We start from the raw sequence: 14,322 nt of genomic DNA, 5'->3' as shown, positions 1-14,322 counted from the left end.
CGTCAGGACACGAGCGCGGGAAAGAAGAGCGGCGTTGAGTTCGAAAGACGGATTTTCCGTCGTCGCCCCCACAAGAATGACGGTGCCGTCTTCCATCACGGGCAGAAAGCTATCCTGCTGGGCACGATTGAAACGATGGATTTCGTCAACGAAAAGCAGGGTCTGGCGACCGTCCATGCGGCGCAGGCGCGCTGCCTCGAACACCTTCTTCAAGTCGGCAACGCCCGAAAAGATCGCGGAAATCTGTTCGAAGGCGAGCCCCGCCTCGCCGGAAAGCAGCCTTGCGACCGTCGTCTTGCCGGTGCCGGGCGGCCCCCAGAAGATCATCGATCCCAGTGAGCCCGCCTCGACCATCCGGCGCAGCACGCCATCCTCGCCGGTCAGATGTGCCTGGCCGGTGACTTCAGCCAGCGTTTGCGGCCGCAGACGATCGGCCAGAGGACGCTTGTTGGCGACCTCCTCCGGTATCCGCGGTGCAAACAGATCGTCGCTCATCGGAAGAACTGCCGGATACGCTGGCCGTCACGCTCGATCTCCACGCGCCAGAAGCTCGGATTGGACGTAACGGTCTTCTGAAGGATCTCGGTCGTGCTGATCGCCACGCCATTGACGGAAATGACGATATCACGCGCCGCAAATCCCAGCCGGTCGGCTGGCGAGTTCTGCTTCAGGCTCTCGATGACGACGCCCGTGGAATCCGAAGGCATATGGAGATCATCGGCAACGCGCGGCGAGAGATTGGCAACGGTTGCACCGGAGAAGGGATTGTTGCCCTCGATCACCCGTTCGTCGCGCGGCGTCGATTCGGGCGCTGCGGCAAGCGTCATCGTGGCCTGATGTTCCTTGCCGTTCTCCAGCACGGTCAACGACACCGTCGCGCCGAGACCGGCCGTGGTCAGGCGATAGCCGAGCGCGTCAGGATGCTCGATGGGGATATTGTTCAGCGCAGTGATCACTTCGCCCGGCTTCAAGCCGGCCTTGGCCGCGGGGCCGCCATCGACCACCTTGGTCACCAGCGCACCGCGCACCTTGTCCAGGCCAAGCGCTTCGGCGACATCGGATGTGACAGGCTCGAAGGACGCTCCTATATACGGGCGCTCAAAGGATTTGTCGCCACGGTCGGCTGCAGCAAGGAAGACCTTGACCAGATTGGCGGGAATGGCGAATCCGATACCGTTGGAACCGCCGCCTTGGGAGAAGATCGCCGTATTGAGCCCGATGAGCTCGCCGGTCATGTTGACGAGCGCGCCGCCCGAATTGCCGGGGTTGATCGAGGCATCGGTCTGGATGAAGAAGCCGACCTCGTTCTTCACCTGATTGCGGGCGAGCGCGGAGACGATGCCGCTGGTTACGGTCTGTCCGACACCGAAGGGGTTTCCGATCGCGAGCACGAGATCGCCGACCTCGATGCCGTCGGAATTGCCGAGCGGCAGAACCGGGAAGCTCTCATTCTTCGACTGGATTTTCAGCACGGCAAGATCGACACGGTCGTCCTTCAGAACGACTTTGCAGGGAAACTCGCGGCCGTCCGAAAGCGCGATCTTGATATCGTCGGCGCCGTCGACGACGTGGTTGTTGGTGATGACAGTGCCATTCGCCTCCACGATGACGCCCGAACCCAGCGACGATTGCTTCTCGGTACGATTCGGCATGCGCTGTCCGAAAAACTGCTCGAAGAAGGGATCGCCGGCAAAGGGGGACTGACGCTGCACCACGCGCTCGGCATAGACGTTCACCACGGCGCCGGACGTCTGCTTGACCAGCGGCGCGAAGGAAAGCTGCATCTGCGTCTGGCCTTGCGGCAGCGTCTTCGCCGTCTGAGCCTCAGCGGAAAGCGGCATTGCCATGACGAGGGCAATCATCGAGACGGCAGTGCGCTTCAGGAGGACATGCATGAAAGTTTCCCTTTTTAATTCCCTTGAAACAACGTTGTAGCGCCCGACGCCAGAAAGGAAAGAGGGCGCAAGCATGAAGCATAAATGGAGGTTTGCGGCGATAAAAAACAGGCTTGATGAACAAAAACATGCTGTCATGCATTTCGCGTTGGGAATCGTCAAAGGGAGCCAGACATGCGATCGATCCATCTTGCCGCCGCCACTCTTCTTACTACCTTCGGTTTGGCCGGCACCTCTTACGCCGCCAGTTTCGACTGCGAGACGCAGAACCTGAAGCCGGACGAGAAGACGATTTGCGATGTGCGAGTACTCAACGATGCCGACGTCAGGATGGTGACGACTTTTGACCTGCTCTCCGGCCTTCTCGCCATGGGTGCGCGCGGCACGATACAGGATCAGCAGACCGAATGGCTGAAGAAGCGGCAGGCCTGCGGAGCGGACGTGGCGTGCCTCACCTCGTCCTACCAGGAGCGTCAGAAAGAGCTGAATGACGCCTACAAGCAGATCAATCGGCCGCTGTAAGAAGTGCCGCGAATGCGAAAGCCGTATCTCGCCCGCCAAGGGCGAGATGGTGCCTCACACCTTCTCCCCGCCCTTGACAAACTCAGGACAGGGCGAAGGCGTTGTTTACTTCCCGCCCAGATCGCGAACTGCGCCGCGGTCGGCGCTCGTGGCAAAGGCGGCATAGGCCTTCAGCGCTGTGGTGACGTTGCGCTTGCGTACCTCTGCCGGATGCCATCCCTTGGCGTTCTGGGCTTCGCGGCGAGCGGCGAGTTCCGCCTCATCGACACGCAGGCTGATGATGCGGTTCGGGATGTCGATATCGATCATATCGCCTTCGCGCACCAGGCCGATTGTGCCGCCATTGGCCGCTTCAGGCGAAACGTGGCCGATCGACAAGCCCGAGGTGCCGCCGGAGAAGCGGCCGTCGGTGATGAGCGCGCAGGCCTTGCCCAGACCTTTCGACTTCAGGTAGCTCGTCGGATAGAGCATTTCCTGCATGCCGGGGCCGCCCTTCGGACCTTCATAGCGGATGACGACGACATCGCCGGCCTTGACCTCGTTGCTGAGGATGCCCTTGACGGCAGCGTCCTGGCTTTCGAAGACCTTGGCCGGGCCGGAGAACTTCAGGATCGATTCATCGACGCCGGCCGTCTTCACAATGCAGCCGTCGAGCGCCAGATTGCCTTTGAGAACGGCCAGACCGCCATCCTTGGAGAAGGGATGCTCGACGGAACGGATGACGCCCTTCTCGCGGTCCGTGTCGAGCTCATCCCAGCGGGAGCTCTGGCTGAATGCAACCTGCGTCGGAACGCCGCCCGGAGCCGCGCGGAAGAATTCGCGCACGCTTTCGCTGTTGGTGCGGGTGATATCCCAGCGGTCGATGGCGTCGCCGAGCGTTTCGGCATGAACGGTCGGGCAATCGCGGTTGATCAGGCCGCCCTTATCGAGCTCGCCGAGGATCGACATGATGCCGCCGGCGCGATGCACGTCTTCCATGTGAACGTCGCTCTTGGCGGGTGCGACCTTGGAGAGGCACGGAACGCGGCGCGACAGCGCATCGATGTCCGCCATGGTAAAGTCGATCTCGCCCTCATGCGCGGCCGCCAGGATGTGCAGCACGGTGTTGGTCGAGCCGCCCATGGCGATATCGAGCGACATGGCGTTTTCGAATGCCTGCTTCGAGGCGACGGAGCGCGGCAGGATGGAGGCATCGTCCTGCTCGTAATAACGGCGGGCGAGATCGACGATCAGATGACCGGCTTCGACGAAGAGGCGCTTGCGGTCGGCGTGAGTGGCAAGCGTCGAGCCGTTGCCCGGCAGCGACAGGCCGAGGGCTTCGGTCAGGCAGTTCATCGAATTGGCGGTGAACATGCCCGAGCATGAGCCGCAGGTCGGACAGGCCGAACGCTCGATGACCTGGACGTCTTCATCGCTGATCTTGTCGTCGGCAGCGGCAACCATGGCATCGACAAGATCGAGGGCGACCTTCTTGCCATGCAGAACGACTTTGCCGGCTTCCATCGGGCCGCCGGACACGAAGACCGTCGGGATATTCAGGCGCAGCGAGGCCATCAGCATGCCGGGAGTGATCTTGTCGCAGTTGGAGATGCAGACCATCGCGTCGGCGCAATGGGCATTGACCATATATTCGACGCTGTCGGCGATCAGCTCGCGCGACGGCAGCGAATAGAGCATGCCGTCATGGCCCATGGCGATGCCGTCATCGACGGCGATGGTGTTGAATTCCTTGGCAACGCCGCCGGCCGCCTCGATTTCGCGGGCAACGAGCTGGCCGAGATCCTTGAGGTGGACGTGGCCGGGCACGAACTGAGTGAAGGAATTGACCACCGCAATGATCGGCTTGCCGAAATCGCTGTCCTTCATACCCGTCGCGCGCCAAAGGCCGCGCGCGCCGGCCATGTTGCGGCCGTGGGTGGTGGTTCTGGAACGATAAGCTGGCATGGTGTCTTCCTCGTCATCCTGGAAATTGTGCGGCGCCGGCAATGCCCGAGTTTCGGGCAGAAAGGGGCGCCGGCAACTCCGCTTTTTGGAATTGTCCTAATCCAATCGTGCGATACTGTCACTATCAACTCAAGCGAATCCGGTACGCTGCCGGGCAAGAGCCGCGGCGGAGCGAACAAGTCGCTCGACAAAGTTGGGAATGAAACGGCCCGATCACAAGCGCACACAAAAAGTTGCTTTCACTTCCAAAGAAATGCCAGCCTAAGAGTGTAACAAAACCTGTATCCGTTGCGTATCGCTCATATCGAAGCTGCTACCGCATAGAGGAATTGTTCCATGGCCGCCTATCGCCTACCCAAAATCGCATCCTCCGAGATCACTCCCCGCTCGATCTATCTGAGGCGCCGCGAGTTCCTGACGGCAGCCGCGGCCGGTATCGGCGTGGCGGCAGTCGGCGGCAGGGCAGCGCTGGCCGAGGCGCTGACGGCGACCAAGAGCAATTATGCGGTCAATGAGAAACTGACGCCGCTTAAGGATGTCACCACCTACAACAACTTCTACGAATTCGGTCTCGACAAGGCCGATCCGGCCAACCTTTCCGGCAAGTTCAAGCCGCGCCCCTGGACGATCAAGGTCGACGGCATGGTCAACAAGCCCGGCACGTTCGATATCGATGCGCTGATCAAGGAGTTTCCGCCGGAAGAGCGTGTCTATCGCATGCGCTGCGTCGAAGCGTGGTCGATGGTCATTCCCTGGGATGGTTTCCAGCTCTCCGCCCTGCTCGACAAGGTAGAGCCACAGGGCAGCGCCAAATATGTGGCTTTCGAGACTGTGGTGCGGCCGGAAGAAATGCCTGGGCAGTCGGGCCTTCTGCAATCCCTGAACTGGCCTTATGTCGAGGGCCTGCGCCTGGATGAGGCACGCAACCCGCTCACGCTGCTTGCCGTAGGCCTCTACGGCGAGAGCCTACCGAACCAGAACGGCGCTCCGATCCGGCTCGTCGTGCCCTGGAAATACGGCTTCAAGGGCATCAAGTCGATCGTCCGCATCACGCTCACCGACAAGCAGCCGCTGAATACCTGGCAGGCGACGAACAGTCAGGAATACGGCTTCTATGCCAACGTCAATCCGGCCGTCGATCATCCGCGCTGGAGCCAGGCGACGGAACGGCGCATCGGCGAAGGTGGCTTCTTCGGCTCCAACCGCCACCCCACCCTGCCCTTCAACGGCTATGCCGACCAGGTCGCCAGCCTCTATAGCGGCATGGACCTCAGGGTGAATTTCTGATGGCCCCCTCCTTCGCTCTCCCCAAACGCTGGCAACCCGCCTCCGTCTGGGCACTTTACATCGTCGGGCTTTTGCCGGCGGCCTGGGAGTTCTATCTTGGCGCGACGGATCAGCTCGGCGCCGATGCGGTGAAAACCTTCGAGCTCTTCCTGGGTCTGTGGGCGATCCGTTTCCTGCTGCTGACGCTCGCGGTCACGCCGCTGCGCGATCTCTTCGGCTGTAACTATCTACGCTATCGCCGCGCGCTCGGTCTGCTCTGCTTCTATTACGCGCTGATGCACCTGACGGTCTACATGATCCTCGACCAGGCGCTGGAAGTGCAGGCTGTCATCGATGACGTGCTGAAGCGGCCCTTCATCATGTTCGGCATGGCGGGCCTCGTCATGCTGCTGGCGCTTGCCGTGACATCGAACAATTTTTCCATCAAACGGCTCGGCAAGAAATGGATCTGGCTGCATCGCCTCGTCTATATCATCGCCGCCTGCGGTGCCTTGCACTTTGCTTTATCGACCAAGGTGCTGTCGGCGCAGCAATTCATCTATATCGGCCTGCTGATAACCATGATCCTCTACAGATCCTACCGGCCGATCATGATGGAGAGACGCCGGGCCGCGCGCAGGCCGGCTCAGGCCCCAAGTTCCAGAGCGGCCTGAAGACGGCCGGTCTGTCCCTTTCAGGCAATGATCATTCCGCGGCGCTGGCGATCTTCGCCTGGCCCTGCTCCTGCACCTCGACGGTCGCCGTCAGGCCGGCGATCAGCTTCGTGCCTTCTGGTACCTTGTCGAGCGCGATACGAACCGGTACGCGCTGCGCCAGGCGCACCCAACTGAAAGTCGGGGTGATATTGGCAAGCAGGCTGCCGGAGGTGCGTTCCCGGTCCTCGATGCCATAGGCGATGCTTTCGACATGGCCGGTCAGCTTCTCGGTCTGGCCCATCAGATGGATATAAACCTCGTTGCCGATATGGATGCGCGGCAGCTTGGTTTCCTCGAAATAACCTTCGACACGCAGGGAATCGGTATCGATCAGCGCCACCTTGGCCGTGCCGGCGGCGACATAATCGCCCGGACGCAGGCTGAGATTCGAGATCGTGCCATTGACGGTGGCGCGAACCTCGGAACGGTCGAGATTGAGCTGGGCGAGTTCGCGATTGGCAGTCGCCTGACGAACGGCGGCTTCGTCCCGCTGCACGGTGGTCAGCGCCTGCTCCTTCTGTTGCAGGGAGGCGGCGTCGCCGAGACGCGCCTGCCGCGCGCTTTCGCGCTGGGCCTGCTCGAGAGCCGCCTTGCTGCTGGCAAGAGCCGCATCCGCCTGTTCGAGAGCGATGGCAAAACGATCGCGATCGACGCGGAAGAGAACATCGCCTTTCTTGACGGTCTGGTTGTCCTTGACGAGGACCTCGCTGACGAGACCCGAGACATCGGGAGCAATGCCCACGACATCGGCCCTCAGGCGCGCATCGCGCGTCCAGGGCTCGTCCATGTAATGGCCCCAGAGCTGGCGGCCGACATAGACGGCGGCAACGACGAAGATGAGTGTGACGGCCACACGGCCGATGAGCTTTAACGCGTTCATGTGAAATACCAACGGGAGACAGAGGAGACGGCGCCAAGCAGCAGGACGTAAAGCGCGAGATCGAAAAGACCGCGATGCCAGACCAGAGTGTAGGCTCCGATCCATGCGAGCAGGCGCCGAAGGATGATGACGGCAAACAGCGTCAGGAGCATGAGAACGAGAAGACGCGGGATATAGACGCCATAGAGATCGAATTCTGCGGGCATGATATTACTCGGCGGCAATGGCAAGAGGTTGAGTTGTATTGGATAGGGGTGGCCGCCAGCTCGCCGGCGGCTCCGCATGGGGGAAGAGCGCCCGGCGAAGACCGACAAGCGCATCGAGGCTCGCCCGACTGGATTGCCGCTTTTCCTGGGCGACAGCTTCAAGGCTATGGTCGATCGACGCGCGCAGTTCGTCGGCCGGATCCACGGCCCGTTTTGCCTTCAGCCGCGAACGATAGAAATCCGACACGCCGATCAGGACTTCGCCGACCGATGCGGCGGCAGCCGGTTTCAGCTGAGCGCGCTCCTTCTGCAGCATCAGCACGTTGAAGCCGAGACGGACATCGGCGTAACCATCGACCTTTTTCAGTTCGCGGTCCTCGATGCCTGCGAGACGCGGCACGAGCTGGCCCAGGCGGTCGAGGATGCGGCCTGAGAGGCGTTCATGATCGGCGCGGCGGATACCGGCGGCAGTTTCGGCCAGATCTCTCCAGCCGGCCCTGACCAATCGCCAGGCGGCCAGCTCGGCGCCGAAGGGACGGGTAAGCAGAGTCCAGACCAAGGCGAAGCCTACACCGGCGAGAGCGGCGATCGCACTGTTGGTGAAGCTGGCGAAATCGGCGGTATAACGATCCTGCAGCGCTATGAAACTTGCGCCGTTCACCGCCAGCAGCATGCCGAGCATGTTGGTCTGCGGGCGCGTGATCAGCAGCCCCATCACCAGGAAGGGCGGCGCAAAGACCAGCACCAGCATCTCGAAGCCGGAAATCGACGGCAGCACGCCGAAGATATAGACGCAGGCGATGACCAGGCTCACCGCAGTCCAGATGAACATGGTGGTGATGAAGGGCGCAGGACGATCGAGTGCGGCGAAAAACGAGCAGGCAACGGCCACCATGGCGATGAAGCCGGCACCATCCGCCCAGCCGGAATAGATCCAGAAGAAGCAGGCAACGGCAATCCCGGCGATGGCGCTACCGGCCGAGAAGGCAAGCAGGGCGTAATCATAATGCCTGCTGCGGCCGACAACATTGCGGTAGCGGAACGCAGGACGCCAGGTGCCGACCTGTTGCCCCGAGACGATCTGGGCGCGCAGCGTCAGGCAATCCTGCCACAAGTCGACAATTTCCTTGAGGCGAGCGAGAGCGCTCGACCGGACGAGGTCGTCCCAACCGATATCGAGGTCGTTCTCCTGCAACTCCTCGATCTTCTGTGACAAGGTCTCAACGGTCTCATCGGCCTTGCCGCGACCACCCTGCCCCAGCCAGTCGGCCACCTCGTTCAAAACGACGACCAATTCCTGCGGCAATGGCCTACCACCGGCCTTCAAGGCATGCAGGCGATCGGCAAGTGAGGAGAAGAGCGGCAGCAGCATCAGCAGGCGGCCGCGCAGCTCGCGCGAATGCCTGACGACGTCGCGGCTGCCGGCATCATAGCGCAACTGGCTGATGACGAGATCCAGGGCGGAAACGTCAGCTGCAAGCTTCTGTCGCTTCAAGGGAGTTGCCGGCGAAGCGCCCTCGCCGCGCAGGATCTCATCTGCCCAGGTGCCGGCGTCATCCAGCCAGGAACCTACGCGCTGGCCGAGCACGGTGCCGACGCTGCTCGGAAAGAAGACGGCGCTAACCACGCTCGCGCAGACGATGCCGATAATAATCTCCTCGGAGCGGGCAAGTGCCACATCGAAAATGGTTTCGGGCGAGCCGACGGTCGGCAGCGCGATGAGCGGCAACGTATAGCCGGCCAGCATGAAGACATAGCTGCGCGAGGTGCGGTCGAGCATCGAGATGAACAGCAAGGTGCCGGTCCACAGCGCGACCACGATCGAAAGCAGTTCCGGCGCGTTGACGAAGAGCGGGATGAGGATCACCGATGCGGTGGCACCGATCAGCGTGCCGAGAGCGCGATAAAGCCCCTTGGAACTGGTTGCCCCGGCAAGAGGATTGGCGACCACATAAACGGCAGCCATCGCCCAATAGGGACGCGGCAGATCGAGCGACAAGGCGATGAACAGCGCCATGATTGCAGCAATGAAGGCTTTGACGGAAAACAACCACTCGCGCCAGGATGGAATGCTCATGAGACCTTCTCCGGCTCCGGTTCGACGGCCTTGGATGCCTCAAACTCCTCGAAAGCCTTCAGAACGCGAACCGCAGCTTCGATATCCGCAGGGTCGACATCGGCAAGGATCTTGCCACGCAGCTCATCAAGCACGTCTTCCATGCGGGAAGCCAGCTTTTCGCCCTCGGGCGTCAGCCACAGGCCTTTCGCGCGCCGATCCGTGGGATCATCCTTGCGGATGACAAGATCCATGCTTTCGAGCTGATCGATCAGCCGAACCAGAGACGGGCCTTCGATGCCGACGCAGGTGGCGAGCACCACCTGCCGCACACCTCCCCCCAGGCGGCCGATCCAAAGCAGCGGCGCGGCGACTGCCTCGGATATGCCATGGGAGCTCAGCGCGAGATCGACAGCACGGCGCCATTGGCGGCCGGTGGTCAGCAGATTGGCGGTGAATATGCGTTGCAGGGCGTTTGACGATTTCATAGGAATTCTATTAGCACTAAACTAATTAGGATTCAAATTATTATAACTCAAAGCGTCATCTTAAATGGGAAATGCAGCTATGCGAATATCGAAAAGCCCCAAGGCAGACCGCCGGGATCGAACCGGCGCGACGAAAGGCGGCGGCTACGCAACAAATCTGTTATCGGAGCACGCGTTTCCGCTTCGATAGACCGCAATCCAGCGCCGATGCGGCCACGATACCGGCGGCATAAGCCAAAATGTTCCAGAGCGAAAACACGCGCCCCAGCAAAAGGGCTCCCGTCGTAGTCAACCGAAACGCGTCCAGCGCAGGCGCGTGCCATAGCCTGAAAAGTTCCACAGCTATAGCCGTGATCAGCGCAACAAAGGCAACTCTCTGGCCCTTGACGTTGACGGATGCCGTCGCGAAGAGCCAATAGACCATCGCTCCCCATAAGATCGAACCGCCATATTTGACGATCCCGAAGGAAAGACCGGCCGCAAATCCAAATCGCCGCAACACAAGACCGCAGGTTATGGTCAGCAGGAAGGCCGAAAACAGAAGAAACCTTCTCGTTGCATGTCGTTTTAGAGATTCCAATTCGTCACGTCCTGCCATTGCATCGGCGACAAGCAATAACGTTCGTTCCATTCGGACAATCGAAAACCTCACGAAACAATACAAGGTCAAGCTGCAATTTTGCCACGCTTCTCGTATCATGAGTTGGCTTGGAGATCGCTGGCGTCACGGGGAAGAATCTGCATGACCAAAGTCGTTTCATTGGAAAGGCGCCCGCAGCTGCTGGACAATGACTTCGATCCGGATCCACGCCATTCCAACCTGACCGGACTCAGCCGATTCGCGATCGAATTCATCTTCTTCGGCCTAAAGGAGGCTCGCGCCTGTCTGTTTGCGGGATTGTTCTTCCTGGCAGTCTTCGCCGTGCCGCGCGCGGGGCTTCTTCATATCCCGCGTTACGATGTGCTGCTAATAGTCGCCGTGGCTATCCAGGCCTGGATGGTCTGGGCGAAGCTGGAAACATGGGATGAACTGAAAGCCATATGCCTCTTTCACATCCTCGGCTTTGCGCTGGAAGTCTTCAAAACGTCCGGCGGCATTCAATCCTGGGCCTATCCGGACCCCGCCTATACCAAACTATTCGGTGTGCCGCTGTTCTCCGGCTTTATGTATGCCGCCGTCGGCAGCTACATCATCCAGGCTTGGCGTCTCTTCGACCTTCGCATCAAACATCATCCGCCCTACTGGATGGCAGGTGCATCGGCGATCGTGATTTACGCAAATTTCTTCACGCACCACTATGTAGGTGATTATCGCTGGTACATTGCTGCCTGTGTTTTAGGACTCTACGCCCGTTCGACAGTGATCTTCCGCCCCTATGATCGCGACCGGCGAATGCCGCTGCTGCTGTCATTCGTCCTGATTGGCTTCTTCATCTGGCTGGCCGAGAATATCAGCACGTTTCTCGGCGTCTGGAAATATCCCAACCAGCTCGGCGCCTGGTCGATGGTTCATATCGGCAAATGGAGTTCCTGGTGCCTCTTGGTCATCATGACCTTCACGATCGTCGTCAACCTGAAACATATCAAAAGGCATATTCACATTCCGGAGTGATAGCGCGCAACAGGGCCGGCGCAGACAAACCGCAAACGACAAAAGGCCGGACGATCGCTCATCCGGCCCTCGATCTTGTATCCGAAGCTTGCCTTAAGCGGCTGCGGCTTCTTCTTCAGCAGCAACGCGAGCCTTGTCGGCTGCGCCCTTGGCATTGACATCACGATCGACGAATTCGACGACTGCGAGAGCGGCATTGTCGCCCTGGCGGAAGCCGGCCTTCATGATACGCAGGTAGCCGCCGTTGCGGGTGGCGTAGCGGGTTGCAATCGCATCGAAGAGCTTCGAAACGACGGCTGCGTCGCGGATCTGCGAGATGGCCTGACGGCGAGCGTGCAGGTCGCCGCGCTTGCCGAGGGTTACCAGCTTTTCGACGATCGGACGAATTTCCTTCGCCTTCGGGAGCGTGGTCACGATCTGCTCATGGGTGATGAGCGAAGCCGCCATGTTGGCGAACATCGCCTTGCGGTGGCTAGCGGTTCTATTCAGCTTGCGGCCGGCTTTACCGTGGCGCATGGCTATTCTCCTTCACTTGCAGGCATCGTTCGCCCGCAGTTTGTTGGGCGCATGCCCCGCTCCGAATCCCGGCGGAGCGAAAGGTGCATGCGCAGTTTAAGATGCTAAGGCCAGCTTTAAGCGCTCCTCGGAGCGCTTGCGGCCTTAGTATTGGTCTTCGTAGCGCTTGGCGAGATCTTCGATGTTCTCGGGCGGCCATGCCGGCACTTCCATGCCGAGGTGCAGGCCCATGGAAGCGAGAACTTCCTTGATTTCGTTCAGCGACTTGCGACCAAAATTCGGCGTGCGGAGCATTTCTGCTTCGGTCTTCTGAATGAGGTCGCCGATGTAGACGATGTTGTCGTTCTTCAGGCAGTTTGCCGAACGAACGGACAGTTCGAGTTCGTCTACCTTCTTGAGGAGCGCCGGGTTGAAAGCGAGTTCGGTAACTGCTTCCTCTTCGGTTTCCTTCTGCGGCTCGTCGAAGTTGACGAACACGCCAAGCTGATCCTGAAGGATGCGGGCCGCGAAAGCGACTGCATCTTCACCGCTGATCGAACCGTCGGTTTCGATCGACATGCTCAGCTTGTCGTAGTCGAGAACCTGTCCTTCGCGGGTATTTTCAACCTTGTAGGACACCTTCTTGACCGGCGAATAGAGGCTGTCGACCGGGATGAGGCCGATCGGAGCATCTTCCGCACGATTGCGCTCGGCGGGCACATAGCCCTTGCCGTTATTGACGGTGAATTCCATGCGGATCTCGGCACCCTCGTCGAGCGTGCAGATGACATGCTCGGGGTTGAGGATTTCGATATCGCCGACCGTCTGGATGTCGCCAGCCGTGACAACGCCTGGACCCTGCTTGCGCACGACCATGCGCTTGCTGTCATCGCCGTCCATCTTGATGGCGATTTCCTTGATGTTCAGCACGATGTCCGTCACGTCTTCCCGGACGCCCGGGATAGAGGAGAACTCATGCAGCACGCCGTCGATCTGCACGGCCGTCACAGCGGCACCACGCAGAGAAGACAGCAGAACGCGACGCAGCGCGTTGCCGAGGGTGAGACCAAAGCCACGCTCCAGCGGTTCGGCCACGAGCGTTGCCTTGGTACGGCCGCTCGAGGTGAACTCGACCTTGTTGGGCTTGATCAGTTCCTGCCAGTTTTTCTGAATCATGTTTTTGCCTTCCGTTCGTTGCCACCATCCAATCGTGACAACCGAGCTTGAGTAACACCAAGCCGGGCGCATCTACCCCGGCCGGTGTCGTGAGTGGCGATGATCAGACGCGACGCTTCTTGCGCGGGCGGCAACCATTGTGCGGGATCGGCGTCACATCGCGGATCGACGTGATCATGAAACCAGCAGCCTGGAGCGCGCGCAGAGCGGATTCACGACCGGAGCCCGGACCGCAAACTTCAACTTCCAGCGACTTCATGCCATGTTCCTGAGCCTTCTTGGCGCAGTCTTCAGCAGCGATCTGGGCAGCGAACGGGGTCGACTTGCGCGAACCCTTGAAGCCCTTGGCACCAGCGGACGACCAGGCAATAGCGTTGCCCTGTGCGTCGGTGATGGTGATCATCGTGTTGTTGAAGGTCGAGTTGACGTGTGCGACGCCCGACGTGATATTCTTGCGCTCGCGACGACGAACGCGGACGGCTTCCTTGGCCATGTTAGTCCTTTCTTGGATCTCTGCACCGCCGTAATCCCAGCGGCTACACCGAAGCGACACCCATGGAGCACCGCTTCAAACTCAAAAGAGGCCGGCGGATCGCCAGCCTCCCAAATCCGGTTGCCCGGAAATTACTTCTTCTTACCGGCGATCGCCTTTGCCGGACCCTTGCGGGTGCGGGCATTGGTGTGCGTGCGCTGGCCGCGAACCGGCAGGCCGCGACGATGACGCAGGCCGCGATAAGAACCAAGGTCCATAAGACGCTTGATGTTCATCGCGGTTTCGCGACGCAGGTCACCTTCGACCTGATAGTCACGATCGATGGTTTCGCGGATCTGCAGAACTTCAGCATCGGTCAACTGGTTGACGCGACGCTCGGCCGGAATACCGACCTTCTCGCAGATTTCCTGTGCAAACTTCGGTCCGATCCCGTGAATGTAACGAAGCGCAATAACTACGCGCTTTGCAGTCGGGATGTTGACGCCAGCGATACGAGCCACGCCTGTTCTCCTTGCATTCCTTTTGCCTTGGCAAAGGGTCTTGTTATGCAGCCCGGGAGCTGCTTGTTCGATG

16 protein-coding genes are annotated in these 14,322 nt (G+C 60.2%); 4 read left to right on the top strand and 12 right to left on the bottom strand.

The features are described 5' to 3' along the window. The coding region (locus tag Q4Q11_RS20320; RefSeq protein ID WP_498570617.1) for an AAA family ATPase at positions 1-495 on the bottom strand (495 nt) is incomplete at its 3' end. Further along, the gene (locus Q4Q11_RS20315) at positions 492-1,895 is read right to left on the bottom strand and encodes a DegQ family serine endoprotease (protein ID WP_498570616.1); all 1,404 of its coding nucleotides are present in this window, start codon (positions 1,893-1,895) and stop codon (positions 492-494) included. The genes Q4Q11_RS20315 and Q4Q11_RS20320, both read right to left, overlap by 4 nt. Positions 1,896-2,069: 174 nt before the next feature. On the opposite strand from Q4Q11_RS20315, the gene Q4Q11_RS20310 reads away from it, so the two are divergent. After that, on the top strand, positions 2,070-2,417 hold the full coding sequence (locus tag Q4Q11_RS20310; RefSeq protein WP_113216936.1) for a lysozyme inhibitor LprI family protein: 348 nt from the start codon (positions 2,070-2,072) through the stop codon (positions 2,415-2,417). A 105-nt stretch (positions 2,418-2,522) separates the two neighbouring features. Here the strand turns inward: Q4Q11_RS20310 and ilvD are convergent, their stop codons facing one another. Then, complete coding sequence (ilvD, locus tag Q4Q11_RS20305) at positions 2,523-4,361, bottom strand: dihydroxy-acid dehydratase (protein ID WP_113216977.1); 1,839 nt, start codon at positions 4,359-4,361, stop codon at positions 2,523-2,525. Between the two features lie 336 nt (positions 4,362-4,697). Between ilvD and msrP the strand changes: the two genes are divergently transcribed. Together msrP and msrQ are read left to right on the top strand one after the other, a co-directional pair. Next, positions 4,698-5,648, top strand: coding sequence for a protein-methionine-sulfoxide reductase catalytic subunit MsrP (msrP, locus tag Q4Q11_RS20300; RefSeq protein ID WP_498570615.1), 951 nt, complete (start codon positions 4,698-4,700; stop codon positions 5,646-5,648). Beyond that, positions 5,648-6,301, top strand: a complete 654-nt coding sequence (gene msrQ / locus Q4Q11_RS20295) for a protein-methionine-sulfoxide reductase heme-binding subunit MsrQ (protein ID WP_498570614.1) — start codon at positions 5,648-5,650, stop codon at positions 6,299-6,301. Before msrP ends, msrQ begins: the two co-directional genes overlap by 1 nt. 31 nt (positions 6,302-6,332) lie before the next feature. On the opposite strand, the gene Q4Q11_RS20290 is transcribed toward msrQ, so the two are convergent. The 5 genes from Q4Q11_RS20290 to Q4Q11_RS20270 all read right to left on the bottom strand — a co-directional run bounded on the left by Q4Q11_RS20290 (position 6,333) and on the right by Q4Q11_RS20270 (position 10,571). Beyond that, positions 6,333-7,223, bottom strand: coding sequence for an HlyD family secretion protein (locus Q4Q11_RS20290; protein ID WP_113216933.1), 891 nt, complete (start codon positions 7,221-7,223; stop codon positions 6,333-6,335). Next, a complete protein-coding gene (locus Q4Q11_RS20285; protein WP_112507485.1) occupies positions 7,220-7,429 on the bottom strand; it encodes a DUF1656 domain-containing protein in 210 nt (69 codons plus the stop codon). Before Q4Q11_RS20285 ends, Q4Q11_RS20290 begins: the two co-directional genes overlap by 4 nt. Before the next feature lie 4 nt (positions 7,430-7,433). Then, positions 7,434-9,506: an FUSC family protein gene (locus Q4Q11_RS20280; RefSeq protein ID WP_498570613.1), complete on the bottom strand. Its 2,073-nt coding sequence runs from the start codon at positions 9,504-9,506 to the stop codon at positions 7,434-7,436. After that, positions 9,503-9,973 (bottom strand): MarR family winged helix-turn-helix transcriptional regulator, encoded by a 471-nt coding sequence (locus Q4Q11_RS20275; protein ID WP_498570612.1) that lies wholly within the window; start codon positions 9,971-9,973, stop codon positions 9,503-9,505. The genes Q4Q11_RS20280 and Q4Q11_RS20275 overlap by 4 nt, the downstream gene beginning before the upstream one ends. Positions 9,974-10,133: 160 nt before the next feature. Continuing rightward, positions 10,134-10,571, bottom strand: a complete 438-nt coding sequence (locus tag Q4Q11_RS20270) for a ribosomal maturation YjgA family protein (protein ID WP_498570618.1) — start codon at positions 10,569-10,571, stop codon at positions 10,134-10,136. Positions 10,572-10,715: 144 nt separating this feature from the next. Here Q4Q11_RS20270 and Q4Q11_RS20265 point away from each other — a divergent pair, with 144 nt between their 5' ends. After that, positions 10,716-11,585, top strand: coding sequence for a DUF817 domain-containing protein (locus tag Q4Q11_RS20265; protein ID WP_498570611.1), 870 nt, complete (start codon positions 10,716-10,718; stop codon positions 11,583-11,585). Positions 11,586-11,678: 93 nt separating this feature from the next. Here Q4Q11_RS20265 and rplQ read toward each other — a convergent pair whose 3' ends face one another. The 4 genes from rplQ to rpsM all read right to left on the bottom strand — a co-directional run bounded on the left by rplQ (position 11,679) and on the right by rpsM (position 14,249). Next, the gene (gene rplQ, locus Q4Q11_RS20260) at positions 11,679-12,101 is read right to left on the bottom strand and encodes a 50S ribosomal protein L17 (protein ID WP_015339614.1); all 423 of its coding nucleotides are present in this window, start codon (positions 12,099-12,101) and stop codon (positions 11,679-11,681) included. A gap of 144 nt (positions 12,102-12,245) precedes the next feature. Beyond that, positions 12,246-13,256 (bottom strand): DNA-directed RNA polymerase subunit alpha, encoded by a 1,011-nt coding sequence (locus Q4Q11_RS20255; RefSeq protein WP_037152076.1) that lies wholly within the window; start codon positions 13,254-13,256, stop codon positions 12,246-12,248. A gap of 103 nt (positions 13,257-13,359) precedes the next feature. Next, the gene (gene rpsK / locus Q4Q11_RS20250; RefSeq protein WP_004118426.1) at positions 13,360-13,749 is read right to left on the bottom strand and encodes a 30S ribosomal protein S11; all 390 of its coding nucleotides are present in this window, start codon (positions 13,747-13,749) and stop codon (positions 13,360-13,362) included. A 131-nt stretch (positions 13,750-13,880) separates the two neighbouring features. Continuing rightward, complete coding sequence (gene rpsM / locus Q4Q11_RS20245) at positions 13,881-14,249, bottom strand: 30S ribosomal protein S13 (RefSeq protein WP_004118424.1); 369 nt, start codon at positions 14,247-14,249, stop codon at positions 13,881-13,883. Between the last annotated feature and the right edge of the window lie 73 nt (positions 14,250-14,322).

The sequence above is a fragment of the Rhizobium sp. UFLA01-1127 genome, from assembly GCF_059803845.1.
The sequence above is the reverse complement of the archived record's forward strand: the minus strand, read 5'-3'. Positions and strand labels throughout refer to the sequence as shown.